The organism is Thalassospira sp., assembly GCF_048059015.1.
Lineage (GTDB): Bacteria > Pseudomonadota > Alphaproteobacteria > Rhodospirillales > Thalassospiraceae > Thalassospira.
In genome coordinates this window covers 19,827-38,842 of record NZ_JBLLNT010000004.1, presented here as the reverse complement: position 1 = coordinate 38,842, position 19,016 = coordinate 19,827, and the positions used below count along the sequence as shown (strand labels likewise).

General features: G+C 54.0%; 16 protein-coding genes and 1 pseudogene. 6 read left to right on the top strand and 11 right to left on the bottom strand.

The features are described 5' to 3' along the window. Nucleotides 1–28: 28 nt before the first annotated feature. Complete coding sequence (locus ACMZ66_RS06780; protein ID WP_416935704.1) at nt 29–2,548, top strand: tectonin domain-containing protein; 2,520 nt, start codon at nt 29–31, stop codon at nt 2,546–2,548. Between the two features lie 161 nt (nt 2,549–2,709). Here ACMZ66_RS06780 and ACMZ66_RS06775 read toward each other — a convergent pair whose 3' ends face one another. The 3 genes from ACMZ66_RS06775 to cysD all read right to left on the bottom strand — a co-directional run bounded on the left by ACMZ66_RS06775 (nt 2,710) and on the right by cysD (nt 6,589). Continuing rightward, nucleotides 2,710–3,636, bottom strand: coding sequence for a GIY-YIG nuclease family protein (locus ACMZ66_RS06775; protein WP_416935702.1), 927 nt, complete (start codon nt 3,634–3,636; stop codon nt 2,710–2,712). 128 nt (nt 3,637–3,764) lie between these two features. Continuing rightward, nucleotides 3,765–5,684 (bottom strand): sulfate adenylyltransferase subunit CysN, encoded by a 1,920-nt coding sequence (cysN, locus tag ACMZ66_RS06770; protein ID WP_416935700.1) that lies wholly within the window; start codon nt 5,682–5,684, stop codon nt 3,765–3,767. Next, on the bottom strand, nt 5,684–6,589 hold the full coding sequence (gene cysD, locus ACMZ66_RS06765) for a sulfate adenylyltransferase subunit CysD (RefSeq protein ID WP_416935698.1): 906 nt from the start codon (nt 6,587–6,589) through the stop codon (nt 5,684–5,686). Before cysD ends, cysN begins: the two co-directional genes overlap by 1 nt. Nucleotides 6,590–6,928: 339 nt before the next feature. Between cysD and ACMZ66_RS06760 the strand changes: the two genes are divergently transcribed. The 3 genes from ACMZ66_RS06760 to ACMZ66_RS06750 all read left to right on the top strand — a co-directional run bounded on the left by ACMZ66_RS06760 (nt 6,929) and on the right by ACMZ66_RS06750 (nt 10,392). Then, on the top strand, nt 6,929–8,131 hold the full coding sequence (locus ACMZ66_RS06760) for an MFS transporter (protein ID WP_416935696.1): 1,203 nt from the start codon (nt 6,929–6,931) through the stop codon (nt 8,129–8,131). A gap of 83 nt (nt 8,132–8,214) precedes the next feature. Further along, on the top strand, nt 8,215–9,033 hold the full coding sequence (locus tag ACMZ66_RS06755; protein WP_416935694.1) for a hypothetical protein: 819 nt from the start codon (nt 8,215–8,217) through the stop codon (nt 9,031–9,033). 141 nt (nt 9,034–9,174) lie between these two features. Further along, a complete protein-coding gene (locus tag ACMZ66_RS06750) occupies nt 9,175–10,392 on the top strand; it encodes a PLP-dependent aminotransferase family protein (protein WP_416935692.1) in 1,218 nt (405 codons plus the stop codon). A 111-nt stretch (nt 10,393–10,503) separates the two neighbouring features. Here the strand turns inward: ACMZ66_RS06750 and ACMZ66_RS06745 are convergent, their stop codons facing one another. From ACMZ66_RS06745 to ACMZ66_RS06730, 4 genes are all read right to left on the bottom strand, one after another. Further along, nucleotides 10,504–10,626: a hypothetical protein gene (locus tag ACMZ66_RS06745; RefSeq protein ID WP_416935690.1), complete on the bottom strand. Its 123-nt coding sequence runs from the start codon at nt 10,624–10,626 to the stop codon at nt 10,504–10,506. Then, nucleotides 10,626–11,624 (bottom strand): cytochrome d ubiquinol oxidase subunit II, encoded by a 999-nt coding sequence (gene cydB, locus ACMZ66_RS06740; RefSeq protein ID WP_416935688.1) that lies wholly within the window; start codon nt 11,622–11,624, stop codon nt 10,626–10,628. The genes ACMZ66_RS06745 and cydB overlap by 1 nt, the downstream gene beginning before the upstream one ends. Then, nucleotides 11,621–13,018, bottom strand: coding sequence for a cytochrome ubiquinol oxidase subunit I (locus ACMZ66_RS06735; protein WP_416935686.1), 1,398 nt, complete (start codon nt 13,016–13,018; stop codon nt 11,621–11,623). The genes cydB and ACMZ66_RS06735 overlap by 4 nt, the downstream gene beginning before the upstream one ends. Nucleotides 13,019–13,571: 553 nt before the next feature. After that, nucleotides 13,572–14,468 carry a LysR substrate-binding domain-containing protein gene (locus tag ACMZ66_RS06730; protein WP_416935684.1) on the bottom strand — a complete coding sequence of 299 codons (897 nt, stop codon included), beginning with the start codon at nt 14,466–14,468 and terminating at the stop codon, nt 13,572–13,574. A 130-nt stretch (nt 14,469–14,598) separates the two neighbouring features. On the opposite strand from ACMZ66_RS06730, the gene ACMZ66_RS06725 reads away from it, so the two are divergent. Next, complete coding sequence (locus ACMZ66_RS06725) at nt 14,599–15,606, top strand: YeiH family protein (RefSeq protein ID WP_416935682.1); 1,008 nt, start codon at nt 14,599–14,601, stop codon at nt 15,604–15,606. A gap of 2 nt (nt 15,607–15,608) precedes the next feature. On the opposite strand, the gene ACMZ66_RS06720 is transcribed toward ACMZ66_RS06725, so the two are convergent. Beyond that, nucleotides 15,609–15,899 (bottom strand): winged helix-turn-helix transcriptional regulator, encoded by a 291-nt coding sequence (locus tag ACMZ66_RS06720; RefSeq protein ID WP_416936208.1) that lies wholly within the window; start codon nt 15,897–15,899, stop codon nt 15,609–15,611. Then, nucleotides 15,900–16,145, bottom strand: a pseudogene (locus ACMZ66_RS06715) (winged helix-turn-helix transcriptional regulator); the annotation flags it as partial. It lies immediately after the preceding gene. A gap of 40 nt (nt 16,146–16,185) precedes the next feature. On the opposite strand from ACMZ66_RS06715, the gene ACMZ66_RS06710 reads away from it, so the two are divergent. Next, the gene (locus ACMZ66_RS06710) at nt 16,186–16,560 is read left to right on the top strand and encodes a VOC family protein (RefSeq protein ID WP_416935680.1); all 375 of its coding nucleotides are present in this window, start codon (nt 16,186–16,188) and stop codon (nt 16,558–16,560) included. Between the two features lie 242 nt (nt 16,561–16,802). On the opposite strand, the gene ACMZ66_RS06705 is transcribed toward ACMZ66_RS06710, so the two are convergent. Beyond that, a complete protein-coding gene (locus ACMZ66_RS06705) occupies nt 16,803–17,204 on the bottom strand; it encodes a DUF779 domain-containing protein (protein ID WP_416935678.1) in 402 nt (133 codons plus the stop codon). A gap of 72 nt (nt 17,205–17,276) precedes the next feature. Further along, the gene (gene adh / locus ACMZ66_RS06700) at nt 17,277–18,797 is read right to left on the bottom strand and encodes an aldehyde dehydrogenase (RefSeq protein WP_416935677.1); all 1,521 of its coding nucleotides are present in this window, start codon (nt 18,795–18,797) and stop codon (nt 17,277–17,279) included. Nucleotides 18,798–19,016: the final 219 nt, after the last annotated feature.

The following is a 19,016-nucleotide window of genomic DNA, read 5'->3' as shown; positions in this document are numbered from 1 at the left end:
GTGGTCTTAGCTGGAAGGAACATTGCGTTTGAAAAAGCTGATGCTTGCCCTAATCGGGCTTGCCACGTTCGCGATCAATCTCGGCGTGACAACTACGCTGCCGTTCGCGGCTCAGGAAACATCAACGGCCCCGTCGGCCCCGTGGACGGCTCTTTCGGGATCGGTTGCCGATCTTGCGATGAATGCCGATGGTCAGGCCTATGCGGTGGGGCGTGATGGTACGGTCTGGCGGTGGGATCTTGTCGAAATTCGCTGGCGACCGATGTCGGGAAAGATGCAGCGTATTACCGCCGCCGAGGGCAATCGCCCTTGGGCGGTTTCGGGTGATGGGACTGTGTTTCGCTATAACGGGCTGTGGTGGGAAAACCGCGCAGAAGACGTTGTCGACGTTGCGGCAGACATCCTCGGCAATGTCTATATTGCCAAAAACGATGGCGCGATTTTCAAATGGTACGATCTGCGCAGTGAATGGCGGCCAATACCGGGTAGGGCGGTGCGCCTGGTGCTTGATTATGACGGGATGCTTTGGGCAATCGCGCCTGACGGCACGGTGCAATCCTTTGATGGAGAAAGCTGGCAGGCATGGAATGGACGTGCGCGCGATATCGCCGCCGGTAGCACCGGGCAGGTCGGGATCGCGACCCCTGAAGGTGATATTCGCCTTCTCAATGACACCGCGAAGGTCTGGAGCAAACTTGCCGGGATCAATGACGTGATCAGCCTTGTGATCGCACCAGATAGTGCTGTCTGGGCGGTTCAGGCGGATGGTGACCTTTATACCAACAAGCCAATTTCATCGGCAGGGGAGCAAACCCGAAACCAGCAGGCCAGATCGGCAAATGCCCGTTCGATGACTGCCGAGGGGATTGCAGTAGATACCCCATCCGCCCCAGTACAGTCCGCGCAATCAATTGTTGCCCCGTCCGTTGCGCCGCAAACCGCGGTGGTTAAAGACAGCAGGCCGACCGAAGATCGCGGCAGTGTGGTCGATCAGGCATCCATTACGGCCGATGATCCGATCACGTTCTTTGATACCAACAAATCGGCTGACCGGATCGCGATTGGCAAGGATGGCAGCATCTTTGCGCTTGATGCAGATGGCAATGTGCTGCGCTGGTCCAATAGCCGTCGTGATTTCGAAAGTTTCCCGGGCTCGCTCGTGCGGATTGCAGTGGACCCCGAAGGCAAGCCTTGGGGGATTTCCAATCTGGGTAGAGTGTTTTTCAATACCGGTGTCGAATGGGAACAGGTACGTGATGCAACCGCCTCAAACATTGCGATCGGATCAGACGGGACCGTTGTGATTTCTGATGCGTCCGGGACGCTGTTTGAATTTGATGAAAGCAGCAAACGGTTTAACCGGATACAGGGGGCGGGGATTGATGTGGCCGTGTCGCCCGACGGAGTTGTTTGGGTGATCAATGTTGACGGATTTGTTCAGCATTGCGATGACTTTCCCTGCAAACTTCTGCCGCAAAAGGCGACAGATATATCCATTGGGCCTGATGGCCGCGTCTGGATTGTGTCCGATCAGGGGCGTTTGATGCGCCTAAAAGAGGATGAGGCAACGTTCGAGATGGTGACCACCTTGGGGCAGGAGCCGCGTGATGTGGCCAGTGGCCCGAATGGCTTACCGTGGTTTGTTGCGACCGATGGCAGCGTTTATGCGTCATCCTATTTCGAGCGGGATGAAAGTGCAGATCGCATGATTGCTGCACGTAGCAGCGGCGATACTCTTGGCAGTGGGGCCAGCGAAAGTCCGGTGTCAGACAGTCCGTCTGCGATCACCTTTTCCAAGAACATGCGCTTTGACGTACTTGATAACGGCGATATCGCAAGCGGCGAAGCCTGGATCGAGGCCGGCAATGACGAGCTTGTCTATGTCTATAGCCTCCAGGATCGTAAATTCACGACCTATGACGAGCGACGCCGAACCTTTGTCTCCAAGTCGACACAACTGGGGGCGAATTCCTATGAGATCGACGGGTTTGTCGTCGATTCAGAAGGTGGCATCTGGGCGGACGTCAATGAGATGGGGCAGACGACCGTGGTTGGTCTATTTCGCGATTTCGAAGGCTCTTTGCGCGAATATGATGATCCCTGCAACACGATCGAGGATCTTGGCATGGCACCGGACGACACGCTTTATGTCGTTTGCAGCTTTACCAGCGGGAACAACCGGCTTTATCACAAGCCGTCCAATTCCCTGACCTTCCGTCAAATTCAGACGGATGTGAATATCAGCAAGGTTGCCGTTGGTCGTGCACAGGGTATCTGGATCATTGATAGCAATGATAAAGTTCGTCAGTGGGATGGGCGGAACTTTGTTCTGCGTCCCCGTAGCGGGCAGGAAGCGCAGGCGATCAGTGTCGGTGCAGATGGTTCGGTCTATATCCGCATCAATAACGATCTGGCGAAATGGAACAGCGCCAATCAGAGTTTTGATACCGTCAACAATATCGACATCAGCCACCTGACCGTCGATCACACCGGTCGGCCGTGGATTACTTTTGATACGACACCGGATGTTAAACGCGCACGCCAATAGGGGCAGCCTCAGCCAAGCCGATTGTGTGCTCCGTTGTATGCAGCCGGCAAAGCTTCTCGCGTCCGTGCCCCTTCCCGGGGATTTCGCAGTCTTCGGGAAACAGAAAACCCGGCAGGTGATCCTGCCGGGTTTTCTCTCATTTGCTTCGAGGCTCTGTAAAACTAGTTAACATCGGAAATTTGCTCAGCGGACGAGCTGATTTGTTCATTCTGCCAGTCGGCATAGGTTTTGTTGGTACCTGCAACTCGCCACGTTGTCCGTCCATTGTCTGGTCGACCAAAAATCGTTGCAGATGCTGCACTGGGACTTGAGAAAACCGTGTCTTCCCTGAAGCGGAGAATTCCATCGCGTTCTGGAACTAGCCTCTCCTCCTCAACAAGTTGTTCGTGAAGGCTACGATAACCTCCGGCATTGCTATCCCAAGATGATCTGGCATGGGAGCCCGCTAATACAACAAAGTCACCATCAACCTGCCGGGCTTTTGCCGCCAGTTTGTATTTTGGACTATATATTTCAAACGTAGGAGAGCGTTCTGTGGAAGAGTCCGCGATGACGGCTGACTCGGATGTGTTCGGCTTTTCTCTCAGGAAATCCATGCCAAGAACTGGCATTGTGATGCGGATCTGTTCTATGAAAAACTCCATGTCCGCAAGATCAGCTTCAGGTAGGTATCCATATTCAGGGGCTGTTGCGTTTACTAGATTAATACGACCGGCATTTGCCGCGATCGAGATCAACTTGCTTTCAAGGCATCTCACATGGGCTTTCGTGAGATTTTGATCTTTACTGGTGATTACGAACGTTTTGTCCCAAAAATCTTTCGTTTGATCGTTGTTGTGGCTGATTAAACGACGAGAGACATTGTCGCTTTCTCCGATGTAAACGAGACTTTTGGCTGGATTGTCAGGGTTAGGGCCGGTGAGAAAGTAAACGCCTGTCCGAGTAACTTCATGGCGCTTTAGAAGATGCGGCAGGCTATTTCTTGGCGCTGAAATGATATGGCCAGTCCAATTCATAATCTCAGCGGTGATGATACCAGTAGGGGTGCCATCTACTAGAAATAAGCGGATACTTCTGCCCAACGCCATAAGAGCTAATTGCCTTTGCTAATAAGTGTATAAGTCGAAACAGTTTAATCTTATTCATCTAATAGATGTCAAAAGAAAACCCGGCAGAAATACCTGCCGGGTTTTCTACGCTTGCATCTAATGCCTGATCAGATGTCCGGATACCACGCCCCCAGAACGCCGAACTCTTCGAGTTTTGCGACGATCTGTTCTGCGGCTGCTTCGGCACTTTGATCAACGGTGTTGACGATGATCTCGGCGTTTTCCGGGCGTTCATACGGGCTGTCGATGCCCGTGAAGTTCGCGATCTCGCCAGCGCGGGCCTTTTTATAAAGGCCTTTGACGTCGCGCTGTTCGCAGACCTCAAGCGGGGTGTCGATAAAGACTTCGATGAACTCGTCTTTTTCAACAAGGCTGCGGGCGAGCTGACGTTCGGAACGGAACGGCGAGATGAAGGACACCAGCGTGATCACACCGGCATCAACAAACAGCTTGGCTGTTTCGCCAACGCGGCGGATGTTTTCCACGCGGTCCGCATCGGTAAAGCCAAGATCCTTGTTCAGGCCATGACGCACATTGTCACCATCAAGGGTGTAGGTATGCTTGCCAAGCGCATGGAGCTTTTTCTCCACCAGGTTGGCGACGGTTGATTTACCCGCACCCGACAGGCCCGTGAACCACAGAACGACCGATTTCTGGCCTTTCTGATAGGCACGTGCGCCCTTGTTAATGTCCATTTCCTGCCATTTGATGTTGGTCGCACGGCGAAGGGAATGGTTGACCATGCCCGCACCAACAGTCGCATTGGTGAAGCGGTCAATGATGATGAAACGGCCCGAATGACGGTTCTGATCATAAGGATCAAACGCCAAAGCCTTATCGGCCGAGATATTGGCAATGCCGACTTCGTTAAGTTCAAGCGTTTTGCCCGCGACATGTTCAAGCGTATTCACATTGACCTTGTATTTAAGGTCGCTGATCTGCGCATTGGCAACCTGTGCGCCCATCTTGATCAGATAGGGGCGACCTGGCAGAAGATGGTCTTCATGCATCCAGATGATGCGTGCTTCGAACTGATCGGCGAAGTCCGGCTTTGCGTCGGACGCGGCCAAGATGTCACCACGCGAAATGTCGATTTCATCTTCAAGCGTCAGGGTGATCGCCTGACCGGCAATGGCAACATCAAGGTTACCATCAAAGGTGACGATTTCCTTGACCTTGCTGGTCTGACCTGACGCGGTCACGACAATCTCGTCACCCGGCTTAACTTTGCCCGATGAAATCGTGCCGGAAAATCCACGGAAATCAAGGTTCGGGCGGTTGACCCACTGAACCGGAAGACGGAACGGTTTTTCAATCGCGTCCTGTTCAACCTGAACATCTTCAAGATGGGCCAGAAGTGTTGGGCCGGAATACCAAGGCGTGTTCGCGCTGGGCTCGATCATGTTATCGCCACGAAGGGCCGAAAGCGGGATCGCGGTGATCGAGCTGTAATTCAGCTGTGCGGCAAATTTCTGATATTCGGCAACGATCTGATCAAATTTGGCCTGATCATAGTCGATCAGATCCATCTTGTTGACGGCCAGCACCACATGCTTGATGCCCAGAAGGGACGTGATGAAGCTATGGCGGCGGGTCTGGGTCAGGATGCCTTTACGCGCATCAATCAGGATCACGGCAACATCGGCGGTCGACGCACCGGTTGCCATGTTGCGCGTATATTGTTCATGGCCCGGCGTGTCGGCGACGATGAATTTGCGCTTGTCGGTCGAGAAGAAGCGATAGGCAACGTCAATGGTGATGCCCTGTTCGCGTTCGGCCTGCAGACCGTCAAGCAGCAGGGCAAAATCAATCTCGCCACCCTGGGTGCCAACCTTGCGGCTGTCGGCTTCAAGGGCAGCCAGCTGATCTTCAAAGATCAGTTTGGAATCCCAAAGCAGACGGCCAATCAGGGTCGATTTGCCATCATCCACACTGCCGCACGTGATGAAACGCAGAAGGCTTTTTTCTTCCTGGGCTTTGAGGTAGCCGAGAATATCGTCGGCAATCAAATCAGATTTATGCGCCATCAGAAATAACCTTCCTGCTTCTTCTTCTCCATCGACCCGGCCTGGTCGTGGTCAATCATACGGCCCTGACGTTCGCTTGAGCGGGTCAGAAGCATTTCCTGAATAATCTCGGGCAGGGTGGCAGCCTCGGACTTAACGGCACCCGTAAGCGGGTAGCAGCCAAGGGTCCTGAAACGCACCGATTTCATTTCCGGGGTCTCGCCCGGATTAAGCGGCATGCGGTCGTCATCAACCATGATCAGCATGCCGTCGCGCTCAACCACCGGACGTTTGGCGGAGTAGTAAAGCGGAACAATCGGGATCTGCTCAAGATAGATATATTGCCAGATATCAAGCTCGGTCCAGTTCGAGATCGGGAAAGCACGGATGCTTTCACCCTTGTTGATCCGGGCGTTATAGATATCCCACAATTCCGGGCGCTGATTTTTCGGATCCCAGCGGTGGTTCTCGGTGCGGAAAGAAAAGACACGTTCCTTGGCACGTGCTTTTTCCTCGTCACGGCGCGCGCCACCAAAGGCTGCATCGAACTTGTATTTGCTCAGCGCCTGTTTAAGCGATTCCGTTTTCATGATGTCGGTATGCAGGCTCGACCCATGGGTGAACGGTCCAACGCCCTGTTTCACACCTTCTTCATTGATGTGGACAATCAACTCAAAGCCGTATTCCTTGGCAACCCGGTCGCGAAACTCGATCATCTCGCGGAATTTCCAGGTGGTATCGACATGCATCAACGGGAAAGGCGGCGGGGCAGGGTAAAATGCCTTGCGCGCAAGATGCAGCAGAACCGATGAATCCTTGCCGATGGAATAAAGCATCACCGGCCGTTCAAACGATGCCGCAACCTCGCGGATGATATGAATACTCTCTGCCTCAAGCTGGCGGAGATGGGTCAGATTAGGCTGCATTCTCTTTCCTGACGATATATCAACACAAAATTTGTGTTTATAAATGTATTTCACTTGGCTTTGATGGGTAATACGGAACGCTACACAACGCAAGTGTGATTTCTATTTTTACACAAAAAATTGAGGCGGAATTTAGTTCAACACTGATTGGTGTGTTTAATGTGGATTTGTGTCAGAAACAAGATTAATCATCGCCCGATATTACGCGCCGCATTTTGACATGCGCAGTTTTGCGCAAGGGGTGTGTGCTTTTGCGGCTGGCGCAAAGCAAAATGCCGGGGCAAATTGACCGCGATCCAACCCGGTTCGGGTGGTATGACGTGCGTTTAAGGGGGCACTGTGTTTCGTCTCTGGTTCAAGTTCCAACAGGCATCCGGCCTGTTTTTCACATCGATGTTTGCCGCAAGGCTCGCTGATCAGTTTCTTTTGTTTGTTGTGCCATTGGTGGTCTATCAGACCACGCAAAGTGTTGCGTTGTCGGGCCTGGCCTATGCGGCCGAGACATTGCCGCGCGTCTTATTCTATCCCGTGTGCGGGGTGCTTTCAGATCGCTATTCGCCACTTCGTTTGATGCAGCTAAGCCAGATCGGGCGTGCTGTGATCTGTGTGCTCGGGCTGGGCGGTTATGCTTTGTTTGGCGGGCTTGGTTGGGTTGTCGGGATTTCAGCCCTTTGCGGGCTTTTGACCACGCAGGGGTTTATGGCGCGCGAAGTCATGTTACCGCAGATCTTTGCCAATGCCCGGTTTGAGAAAGTCCAGTCAATCTCGCAAAGTGTCAATCAAACCAGCATTGTCACCGGCCCGCTTTTGGCCGCCAGCCTGTTTGCGCTTAGCAACTGGCAAACGGTTGTTGGCGTTGCAGCCGTCATGTTTGTTGGTGCCGAACTCTCGATGATGATCTGGCGCAAAGGCAATAAAACGCCGATTGCAGCAACCGATGACAATCCATCCTGGGGCGCGCCGTTTAAAACCGCGTTTGGGCATTTGCTTTATCTGCCTGGGCTTAAGCGTGTGATTGGTCTGACGGCGAGTGTGAACCTTGTCTTTGGTATTACGCTTGCGACGTCGGCGGCCATGGTTACGGGGCTTCATGGCCAAAGCGAAGAGCATTATGCCCTGCTTCAAACCATCGGTGCGGTCTTTACCATCATTGTTTTGATGATGGCCGGTGCCAGCCGCATGTCGGTTGGCATGATCGGGCTTGTTTCGTTTGCCGGTGTGTTTCTGGGCGGGGTCATGACCGCGCTTAGCCCGGATTACTGGCTTTATATGATCGGTTTTGCCGTGGTGCTGGGTTTTGACGGCATGTTTAACATCTATATCCGCACCATCCGGCAAAAGATCATCCCGGCGCGCGATTACGGCAAAACCACCGGTGTCATCATTCTGTTTAACAATATGACCCAGCCGATCGCGGGTCTTCTGGTGGGCCTGACGGCAAGTCTTGAACAAACCAGTTGGTTGATCCTTGGCCTTTCGCTGGTGATGCTTCTGGGTGGGGCGATCCTGTCGCTGCCGCGTTTTCAGGCAAGAACGACCTGAAAACATTGAACTAGGCCCCCATACATCGCCATATCAAACGCAATGAAGTGCGACTGTTATGTGATGCGATTGTATGAGGATCAATGAACGCGAATGCGCGCCCGTTTAAAAGTTGGGTCGTTCAAGACGGCATGACGCTGATGTGGCAGGGGCGGGCGGTTATCGCCATTGCTGTTCTGCTGACGATCCTGCTTGCCGGGCTGAGTGCCGCCATTCCCGGTCCCGCATTGCTGGGGGAGGATGGGGCGCCCAGCCTGCCGGGCGCTATCTGGCAGGTGATTCTCTTTATCCTCCATGCTGCTCCTCTGATCCCCGTTGCTTATGTCAGCCACATCGCTGTTCTGCGCAGTGTTGTGGGCATCGCTGCCCTGCGATCAGATGGCTTGTGCGGCATTTTGCGGTTTGGGCGGGCAATGTTGGTTGCGGTCTTTGTGCTGGCGATCTTGGCGACGCTTTATCAGCTGATCTTTGTTTCAGACATCCTTCTCATGACGGCGGGGCGTTTGGAGGCGGATAGTTCGCTGCGTCTGGTGTTTGGTGCTGTGATGGTGATCGCGGCATTGGTGGCATTTGTGCTTTTGGGATCGTGGGGAGCTGTAAGCACTCAACGCGGGCAGGTGGCATTTGGGGATGTGCTGCAGGTCGGGCGACAAAGCTTCTGGTTTGCGCTGCTGCGCGTGATCGCCGTCATGCTGTTTCTGCCGATCATGTCTGCGCTGGGCCTGCCATTGATGGGGCAAGTGGGTGCGATTTTGGTGGCACTTGGTGTTGCGGCTGATCCGGCATTTCTGATCGTCAGCGCGGGATTCTCGGCACTGATCGCTTGCTTTGCGGTGGTTTTGGTTTCTGTGATCTTTTGCCGGGTTTGGCTGGAATCTGAAAAGGTGAAGCTAAAACAATAGTTTGGGTCGGCTTCTACGGTATAGGCTGAAATTAACTTTGTAATTTTATTTCAAAATTTTATTCCTTAATAAAATAAACTTGATTTAGGTCAGTGTTGCTTGCCAAATAATGGCAATGTTGCTGACCTAAAGAGAGCCGCCATGACCATCCAATGGAATGAAATGATCGTCCCCGATGCCCGTGCCCTGCGGGCTTCCGAAATTCGTGACCTGTTGAAAGTGGCCGAGCGGCCAGAGATTATTTCATTTGCCGGTGGCGTGCCCGATCCCAAGCTTTTCCCGCTTGCGACCTTTAATGATGTCTATGGTCAGCTGACGACGGATGATCAGGCCGGGCGTCGCAGCCTCCAATATTCGATCAGCGAAGGCCTGCCCGGTTTGCGCCAATGGATTGCCGATGATTTGGCGACCATGGGGACCACGCGCGTGATTGAGAACATCCTGATCACCTGTGGTGCGCAGCAGGGACTGGATATGCTTGCCCGATTGCTGCTTGAACCCTGTCGCGAGATCGTTCTGGAAAAGCCAAGCTATCTGGGCGCGATGCAGGCCTTTTCAATGCGTCGTCCCACCTATGTTGGCATTGCCATGGATGACGAAGGCCCGGTGATTGAGGAGCTCGATGCCGCCTTTGCCAATGGAGCGCGGGTTGCCTATCTGTCACCCGATTTTCAAAACCCGACCGGTCGATCCTATTCCCTTGCACGGCGCAAGGCTGTTTTGGCAACCGCACGTAAATATGGGGCGGTGATCCTTGAGGATGCGGCCTATTGCAAGCTGGCCTATGAAGGCGAAAGCCTGCCATCGCTTCTGGCACTCGATGAAACCAATGGCGATCCGGTTGAAGGCACGGTTATTCAGCTTGGGACGTTTTCCAAAACACTGGCACCCGCTCTTCGCATTGGCTGGATCACGGGGCCGCGTCCGGTGATCAAACAGCTTGTTCTGATGAAGCAGGCGGGTGATCTGCATGTATCGACCATCAATCAGGAAATCGCACTTCGTGCTGCGACCAAACTGTTCCCGGGCCATCTTGAAACCCTGCAGGATGCCTATCGCGCCAAACGTGATGTGATGCTGGGCGCGCTTGAAGAATTCATGCCCGAAAGTGTTCGCTGGTCGCGCCCGGAAGGGGGGATGTTTGTATGGTTAACATTGCCCGAGAATATCAATAGCCGAGAACTTCTGATCGATGCGATGGAAGACGTAAAAGTCGCCTTCGTCCCCGGTCAGGCGTTTTTCTGTGATCAAAGCGGGATCAATACCGCACGGCTCAGCTTTGCAACCGAAAGCGAACAACGCATCCGTGATGGTATTGAACGGCTGGCCTTGCTGATCCGGCGCAAGGACAATCAATAGGCCCGAAAACGTCGCATAAAAAGAGCCCGGCAGCAGGCGGGGGAACGCTGCCGGGCGATATGCCTGCCAGAAAGTTGGTTGGCAGGTATGGGGGATTTGTTTGCGACGGAGCTAAGCCTGTCCCAGCATGGCCTTAAGGATGAAGGCCGCCGTACCAATCACGACGATCCCGCCAAGATAAAGCGCTACAAACCAAAGAAGTCGTCTGGTTTTTTCCGATGTTACCTGTGGCATCAATGATATCCTTCATCACTGACCTTGCCGCGAAACACCCAATAGGCATATGCCGTATAGGCAATGATCACTGGCAGCAGGATGGCAGCACCCACCAGCATGAAGGCAAGGCTGTTATTAGGGGCGGCTGCATCGCGGAACGTGATCATTGGCGGCACGATATTGGGATAAAGCGTGATGCCAAACCCGACATAACACAGGAAAAAGATGCCAAGCGTGATGCCAAAGACGGTCTTTTCACGTTTGCGCACGGCATGCCAAAGCCAATACAATAAACCGGCAGTCACAATCGGGATCGGGGCGAGAAACGCTATATTGGGCATCGCAAACCAGCGATCCGCATAGGCCGGGTTCACATAAGTCGTCATCAATGACACGACCGCCAGATTGGCCGCCATCCAGATCACGGCCGGTTTGGCAAGACGGCGCAGATTGCCCTGAAAATCGCCCTCCATTTTCATGATCAGCCAGCCGGTCCCCAAAAGGGCATAACCCACCACCACGGCCGAGGCGCAAAAGATCGAAAACGGGCTTAGCCAATCAAACGCACCGCCAACGAACCGTCCGTTTTCAACGGCAATGCCCTCGATAAAACCACCCAACATCGCGCCCTGCATGCTTGCTGCAATGATGGAGCCAGCCGAAAAGGCAATGTCCCAGTGTTTTTGATGGTTAAGGCTTTTAAACCGGAACTCAAATGCCACCCCGCGAAACACAAGGGCGAGCAGCATGACAAAAACCGGAATGTAAAAGGCCGTCATCAGCAATGAGTATGCCTTGGGGAAGGCTGCATAAAGCCCGCCACCACCCAGCACCAGCCAGGTTTCATTGCCATCCCAGATGGGGGCAACTGTGTTCATCATCCGCCCGCGTTTGGCCGGGTCCTTGATGAAGGGAAACAGAATGCCGATGCCTAGGTCAAAGCCATCAAGCGTGACATAGGCAAAGACGGCAACCGCAATCAACAGAACCCAGATCAGTTGATAATCCATGATCATTCTCCTGCCTCCGAGGGTTTCCGGGGGGCATTATGTGCCGCCAGCTGCCGACCACCGGCACGAAGGACTTCGCCCTTGGGCAGGTGCGCATGACGTGGGTCATGGTTCATGGCGCGGATGATATAGGCCGTGCCAACCCCAAAGACGATCGTATAGACAGCGACGAAGGCCAGAAGCGATCCGGCAATTGCCGTTGCAGTGATGGGCGATCCGGCTTCGGATGTACGCATTACGCCATATACCACCCATGGCTGACGCCCGATTTCGGTGGTGAACCAGCCTGCCAGAATGGCGACAAATCCGCTTGGTCCCATGACAAGGGCAAATCGATGCAGGTGTTTGCAGTCATAAAGCTTGTGGCGGAACCGCGCGATCAGGCTTGCGACGCCCAGAAGCGCCATCAAAACACCAATGCCGACCATGATGCGGAAAGTCCAAAAGACGATGGTCGCATTCGGGCGATCCTCGGGGGCGAAATCCTTCAACCCCGTAATCCTGCCATCCCAGTCATGGGTCAGAATCATTGATCCCAGTTTGGGGATTTCAATCGCATATCTGGTTTCCTCGGCATCCATATCGGGCAAACCAAACAGGATCAGCGGTGCGCCATTTTGTGTTTCAAAATGGCCTTCCATTGCCGCGACCTTGGCCGGTTGATGCTCAAGGGTATTGAGCCCGTGCATATCGCCTGCCACGATCTGGATCGGGGCCACGATGGCGGCCATCCACATCGCCATGGAAAACATGATCCGTGCCGCACGGTTTTCCCGGTCGCGCAGCAAATGCCAAGCCCCAACCGCACCGACAACAAAGGCGGTGGTGAGGTAAGCTGCCAGAACCATATGCACCAGCCGGTATGGGAAGCTTGGATTGAAAATCGCATCGATCCAGCTTGTGACAACTGCCCGGCCATTTTCGATGACAAAGCCATCAGGCGTTTGCATCCAGCTATTGGCCGACAGTATCCAGAAGGCAGAAAACAAAGTGCCGACCGCAACCATCGTGGTCGCCATAAAATGAAGCTTCGGCCCAACCCGGTTAAGGCCAAACAGCATGATCCCAAGGAAGCCTGCCTCAAGGAAAAAGGCGCTTAGAACCTCATAGGCCATCAGCGGGCCGATCACGCCACCGGTGAATTCCGAAAACGGTCCCCAGTTGGTGCCAAACTGATAGGACATCACAATCCCGGAGACGACCCCCATGCCGAAGGCCAGCGCAAAGATCTTTAGCCAGAACTTGTAAAGCGCAAGATAGGTATCATCGCGGGTGCGCAACCACATCGCTTCAAGCATGAACAAAAAGCTCGCAAGCCCGATGGTGAATGACGGGAAGATGATGTGAAACGATACGGTAAAGGCAAACTGTATGCGCGCCAATATTTCTGCATCAAGCATTGGCCTTGGTCCTTCTAATAGGCGAAGCCTCCGGCCAATTCCGCATCATCGTAAAGTACGACGTGCCTGTTACCAGATACCATCAGGTTTGCTTGCGCCAACTGGTATGGATTGACCTGTCAGAAAGACCGATAAAGTTTTATGTGCAGTGCGACATTGCGAATGCGCAATTTGCAATTGGAATATTTAAAGTTGGAAAAATTACATTACGTATTTTCTGGTAAGCTGCATTCTACTGCACTTTAACCGCTGCTTGTCCTACACGTAACACTGAATTCAGAGTGATCGTATGTTATCTGCTATCGGATTGGTGTTAGATCTTATCGGTGCAATACTTATATTCTTCTTTGGCGTGATGCCCAAAGTCAGGTCGGACGGCTACGACACTATCGTCGTTGAGCAGGAGAATCAGGCGGAAAGGGTAAGAGGTGAGCGTTATGAGAGAGTTTCTCGGCTCTGTATAGTACTATTGGCGCTCGGATTCGTGTTTCAGATCGCCGGTAATGAGTATGTGCGTGCTTTGAATTGGTAGCCATGTTGTCGAAGGCCTAGTTTAGCGTCCACCCAATTGCATACACAGTTTCTCCAGCGCCAGCGAACTTTGGGTTTGCTGGCGTTCTTTATGGCGCAGCACCATGAACTTGCGCGGCGGGATCGGGAAACTTGCGCGGGCGAGCCTGCCTTGGGCGATCAGTGAGCTTACCGCGAATTGCGAGACGGCGGTGGCGGCAAGGCCGGTTTCGACCGCTGTGATGACGGCCTCGTTACTCGGCAGGACGAGGGCGGTTTTAAGCCGGGTTGGGTCGATGCCAAGATCGCGAAGTGCGCTTTCAAATTCCGATCGGGTGCCAGACCCAGCTTCGCGCAGGATCCAGTTGGTTTGCGTGATCAGGGCGCTTGGCGTTAGCGGCCTACCATCGGCCCAGGGGTGCTTGGGGCCAACCACAATGACCAAGGCATCTTCGGCGACTTCACGTTTGGCAAGGGCCGGTTCATCAATATCGCCTTCGATAAAGCCGATGTCGGCGGCCCCGCCGCGGACCGCGTCAGACACGGTCTTGGTGTTACCAATGGTCAGGTGGATTTCAATGCCGGGATATTGATCGTGAAACTTCATTAAAAAGGGCGGTAGCCAGTAACTGGCAATCGTCTGACTGGCATAGACGTTCAAATCACCGCGCTGCATGCCTCCCAGTTCGGCCAGTGTCAGCTCAGCTGCGCGTGCGCGGGCCAGTGTTGATTTGGCTTCATCTAGGAAAAGCCGCCCGGTCTGGGTCAGTTCAATCCGCCGACCAACCCGGTTAAACAGCGCGACACCATAAAAACCTTCAAGGTTCTTGATCGCCGAGCTGACCGCAGAAGGCGTCAGGCCAATCGCCTCGGCCGCGCGGGTCAGATGTTCGCGTTCGGCAACGGCGACAAAGATTTGAAGTTGTTCAAGTGTCATCATGGCGCTGGCCTATCCGGTGTCAGTTCGCATTAATCGTTCGATTTTATCGAATGAAATATGAATTTTTATTCGATGGAAGTAAATGGTTTGGCGTGAGATTTTCCGACTGTGATCAAAACACAGGAAAATCATGTTTTTTAACGCCCGCATCAAACCGATCCTGCCTGGCCTTGCCGTGACATTGCTTGTCGCATTGGCTGCCAAGCTTGCCGAACATGCAGAGCGCGTGTTTTTCGGGCGTGGCTGGGTGGAAAGTCTGGTCTTTGCCATTCTGATCGGGGTAGTGGTGCGATCGGTGTTCGGGCTTGCCCCGCGTTTCTATGCGGGTGTTCGGTTCTGCGGCAAGACAGTGCTTGAGATCGCGATTGTTTTGCTGGGCGGATCGATCAGTGCACAGGCGATTGGCTCGGCCGGGGGCGGGTTGATTGCTGCCATCATTGCGGTTGTCTGTGTCAGCCTGTTTGTCAGCTATCATATTGGCCGCGCGCTTGGATTATCCGAACATCTTTCAATGCTTGTCGCCTGCGGCAATTCGATCTGCGGCAATTCGGCAATTGCCGCGACCGCACCGGTGATTGATGCGAGGTCCGATGATGTGGCGGCATCGATATCCTTTACCGCTGTTTTGGGCGTGTTGTTTGTTTTCGTTCTTCCAATGCTTCATGCCGGGCTTGGGTTATCGGCTACCCAATATGGTATTTTTTCCGGTTTAACTGTCTATGCCGTGCCACAGGTTTTGGCGGCAACCGCCCCGGCCGGTGCACTTGCCGTTCAGGTCGGGACGCTGGTGAAACTAATCCGGGTTTTGATGTTGGGGCCGGTGATCTTTGCCCTTGCCCTGATTGGCGGGCGGGCGCGCGAGACCAGGCTTCCGGTCGCCCAGGTCGTGCCGTGGTTCATTATCGGCTTTATTGCCATGATGGCGGGCCGGTCGTTCGGGCTTCTGCCGGAATTTGCACTGGGCGGCATGAAAACCGCATCGTCGTTCCTGACGATCCTTGCCATGGCGGCCTTGGGTTTAAGCGTTGATATCCGCAATGTCATGCATGTGGGCGGGCGGGTTGTGATCGCGGCTCTGATGTCGCTGATCGTGCTGTGCATGTTAAGCGGTGCGGTGATCGTTATTCTAGGTGCCTGACCCTATAGGCTTAGCCCGATCGCCCGATTAATGATCTTCCCGGTATTCACCGCCTGATAGGTTGGAAACGGGGTTCGCTGTGAGACATCAATCTCGCGGCGAAGCCAGTCGCGTTCTTCGAGCATTCCCAGTGAATTGGAAAGTGCGCGATCCGTGATCGCCCCCAGACCGGACCGGATGGTGGAAAAGCGACTGGGGGCCTCCGTCAATGCCAGGATCGGTACAGGCCAGCTTCGTTTGACAAGATCAAACCCGTCCTCGTCCGGTGCGGCTTCGAGGATGCGATGCGCCATCGCGGCAACGACCTTTCCTTGTTCCGTTAACCGGAATTCAGGCCGCAGCGGGTGGCCATGGCCCGGATTTCTCTCAAGCAATCCAAGTTGGAAAAGATGTTCCAGACTGGCGGCAAAGGCGCTGCGCGTCGCCGTGGTGGCCGCGATCAGGGGCGCTTGCCGCCCGGGAGTACCGGAATGCAACAGCGCGAGAATTTTAAGGGACCAAGCTTTAGATGTGAGCTTGACAAGCAGTGGTATATCCATAAATGATAGTTACTATATTTTTACTACAAAGGAAAGTGTCATGTCTGTCGTTTCTTTGGATAACACCATCACGCTCGCCCTATCTGTGCGGGACCGTCATGCCAGTGCGCAATGGTATGAGAAGAACCTGGGTTTCCAGCTTCTCATGCATATTGACGAGGCTGGTTGGAGTGAAATGCAGACCAAGACCGAAGGCGTCACCCTTGGATTGGGGGAGCAGGTGGAGCCATTGCCGGGCAATATGGTGCCGGTGTTTGGCGTGGCAGACATTGCCGTTGCCCGCGCAGCCCTTGAGAAGGAAAACGTGAAGTTTGATGGTGATACCGAAACAATCGAAGGCATGGTCAGCACCGCGACATTTTATGATCCGGACGGCAATGCGTTGATGTTGGCGCAGGATCTGACGAAGTCGTAATTATCCGGGGTATGGGTACGCGTTTGCGTGCCCAGCGACCTCGTTCGGTTTTCGTCCTCGGAACCTTGGGTGCGGGCAAAAAAATGCCCGCTGCCTGAATGGGGGATGGGCAGCGGGCGAGGAGGAAGAAGCCGCACATAAGCTGGAAATACTGGCTGCTTCTTCCGGCGTTTCGGGGGTGTGTGACATCTTGGGAGAGGGTGTCAGAAACGAAACGCCCGGGTAGATAGACGTTGATATCGCTAGTCCGTGATCGGTGCCTTTTCCTCATGCGCCTTGAGCGCGATCCATTCATCATCGCTAAAGATGCGTGATCGGGTCAGGAAGCGTTTGCCTTCCGGGCCCTCGAGCGAAAACATGCCGCCACGCCCATCGACCACATCAATGATCAACTGGGTATGGCGCCAATATTCGAACTGTGCGCGCCCGATAAAGAACGGGCTTTCTTCAATCGTGCCAAGCAGCACATCCTGATCGCCGGTTTTGAACTCGCCATCGGGAAAGCACATGGGCGCACTGCCATCACAGCAGCCGCCCGACTGATGAAACATCACCGGTCCATGGATGTCCTTGAGCTTCCTGATCAGGGCTTTTGCCGCGTCTGTCGCGGTTACCCGATCGGGAATGGTGTCTGATCCGGTCAATGGTGCCTCCTTGAATGTAAATTGCGACCGGACGTGCATGGTTATGCGCGTCCGGCCCCATTCATGGATGGATCAGAAGAAGCCCATCGGTTTCGGATCGTAGGAAACCAGAAGGTTCTTGGTCTGCTGATAATGGTTGAGCATCATCTTGTGGTTTTCACGCCCGATGCCCGACTGCTTGTAGCCACCAAAGGCCGCATGTGCCGGATAGAGGTGATAGCAGTTGGTCCAGACACGACCGGCCTTGATGTCGCGACCAAAGCGGTATGAACGGTTGGCATCGCGCGTCCAGACACCCGCACCGAGGCCATAAAGCGTGTCATTGGCGATATGAAGGGCTTCGGCTTCGTCCTTAAACGTCGTTGCCGAAACAACCGGACCAAAGATCTCTTCCTGGAAAATCCGCATGCGGTTATGGCCCTTGAAGATGGTCGGCTGGATATAGAAACCATCCGAAAGATCACCACCAAGATCGGCCTTGTCACCGCCACACAGGACTTCAGCACCTTCCTGCTTGCCGATATCGAGATAGGACATGATCTTTTCCATCTGCTCGGTCGAGGCCTGCGCACCCATCATGGTGTCGGTATCAAGCGGGTTGCCCTGTTTGATGCTGGCAACGCGTGACAGGACGCTATCCATGAACTTGTCATAGATGGTTTCCTGAATGATGGCGCGCGACGGGCAGGTGCACACTTCACCCTGGTTAAGGGCAAACATCGCCATGCCTTCGGCGGCCTTTTGGCGGAAATCATCATCAGATGCCATGATGTCTTCAAAGAAGATGTTTGGTGATTTGCCGCCAAGCTCAAGCGTCACCGGAATTATGTTTTCCGATGCATATTGCATGATCAGGCGACCGGTGGTGGTTTCACCGGTAAAGGCAACCTTGGCAACGCGGTTGCTTTGTGCCAGCGGCTTGCCCGCTTCAACGCCAAAGCCCTGAACAACGTTGACCACACCTGCCGGGATCAGATCGGAAATCAGTTCCAGAAGGACACAGATTGATGCCGGGGTCTGTTCGGCCGGTTTCAGGACAACGCAGTTGCCCGCCGCCAGTGCCGGGGCCAGTTTCCAGACCGCCATCAGGATCGGGAAGTTCCATGGAATGATCTGACCGACCACACCAAGCGGTTCATGGAAGTGATAGGCGACGGTGTTGTCGTCAATCTCGCCAAGCGATCCTTCCTGTGCGCGGATGGCTCCGGCGAAATAACGGAAATGGTCGATGGCAAGCGGGATGTCAGCGGCCAGCGTTTCGCGCACGGCCTTACCATTGTCCCAGGTTTCAGCAACTGCGAGCATTTCAAGATTGGCTTCCATACGATCAGCAATCTTGTTGAGCATATTGGCGCGTTCGGTCACCGACGTTTTGCCCCAGGCCGGGAAAGCAGCATGGGCGGCATCAAGCGCGCGTTCGATATCTTCACTTGATGACCGGGCAACTTCGCAGAACGGTTTGCCATTTACCGGCGAGACATTTTCAAAATACTGGCCCTTGGCCGGGGCGACCCATTCACCGCCAATGAAGTTCTCATAGCGGCCCTTGAAGCTGACATTGCTACCGGCGTCATTTGGATTCTTGTAGATCATTGTGGTTCCTCCGTGATCCACAGGCGATTTTTTCGCCCGTTTTTTGATTGTGACGCCGCCATACCCGCAAAGCCCATGCCACCTGCGAAACAGCGTGCCAATTCATTGCGAAACCCTTTATTTGCAATTGGTTGAGGCGCTCATTTTCCCGTCGGGTATTGTGCCATCGCCGCCCGCGATACAGGACAGTTGGAACAAAATGTTCCAAAAATGGAACAC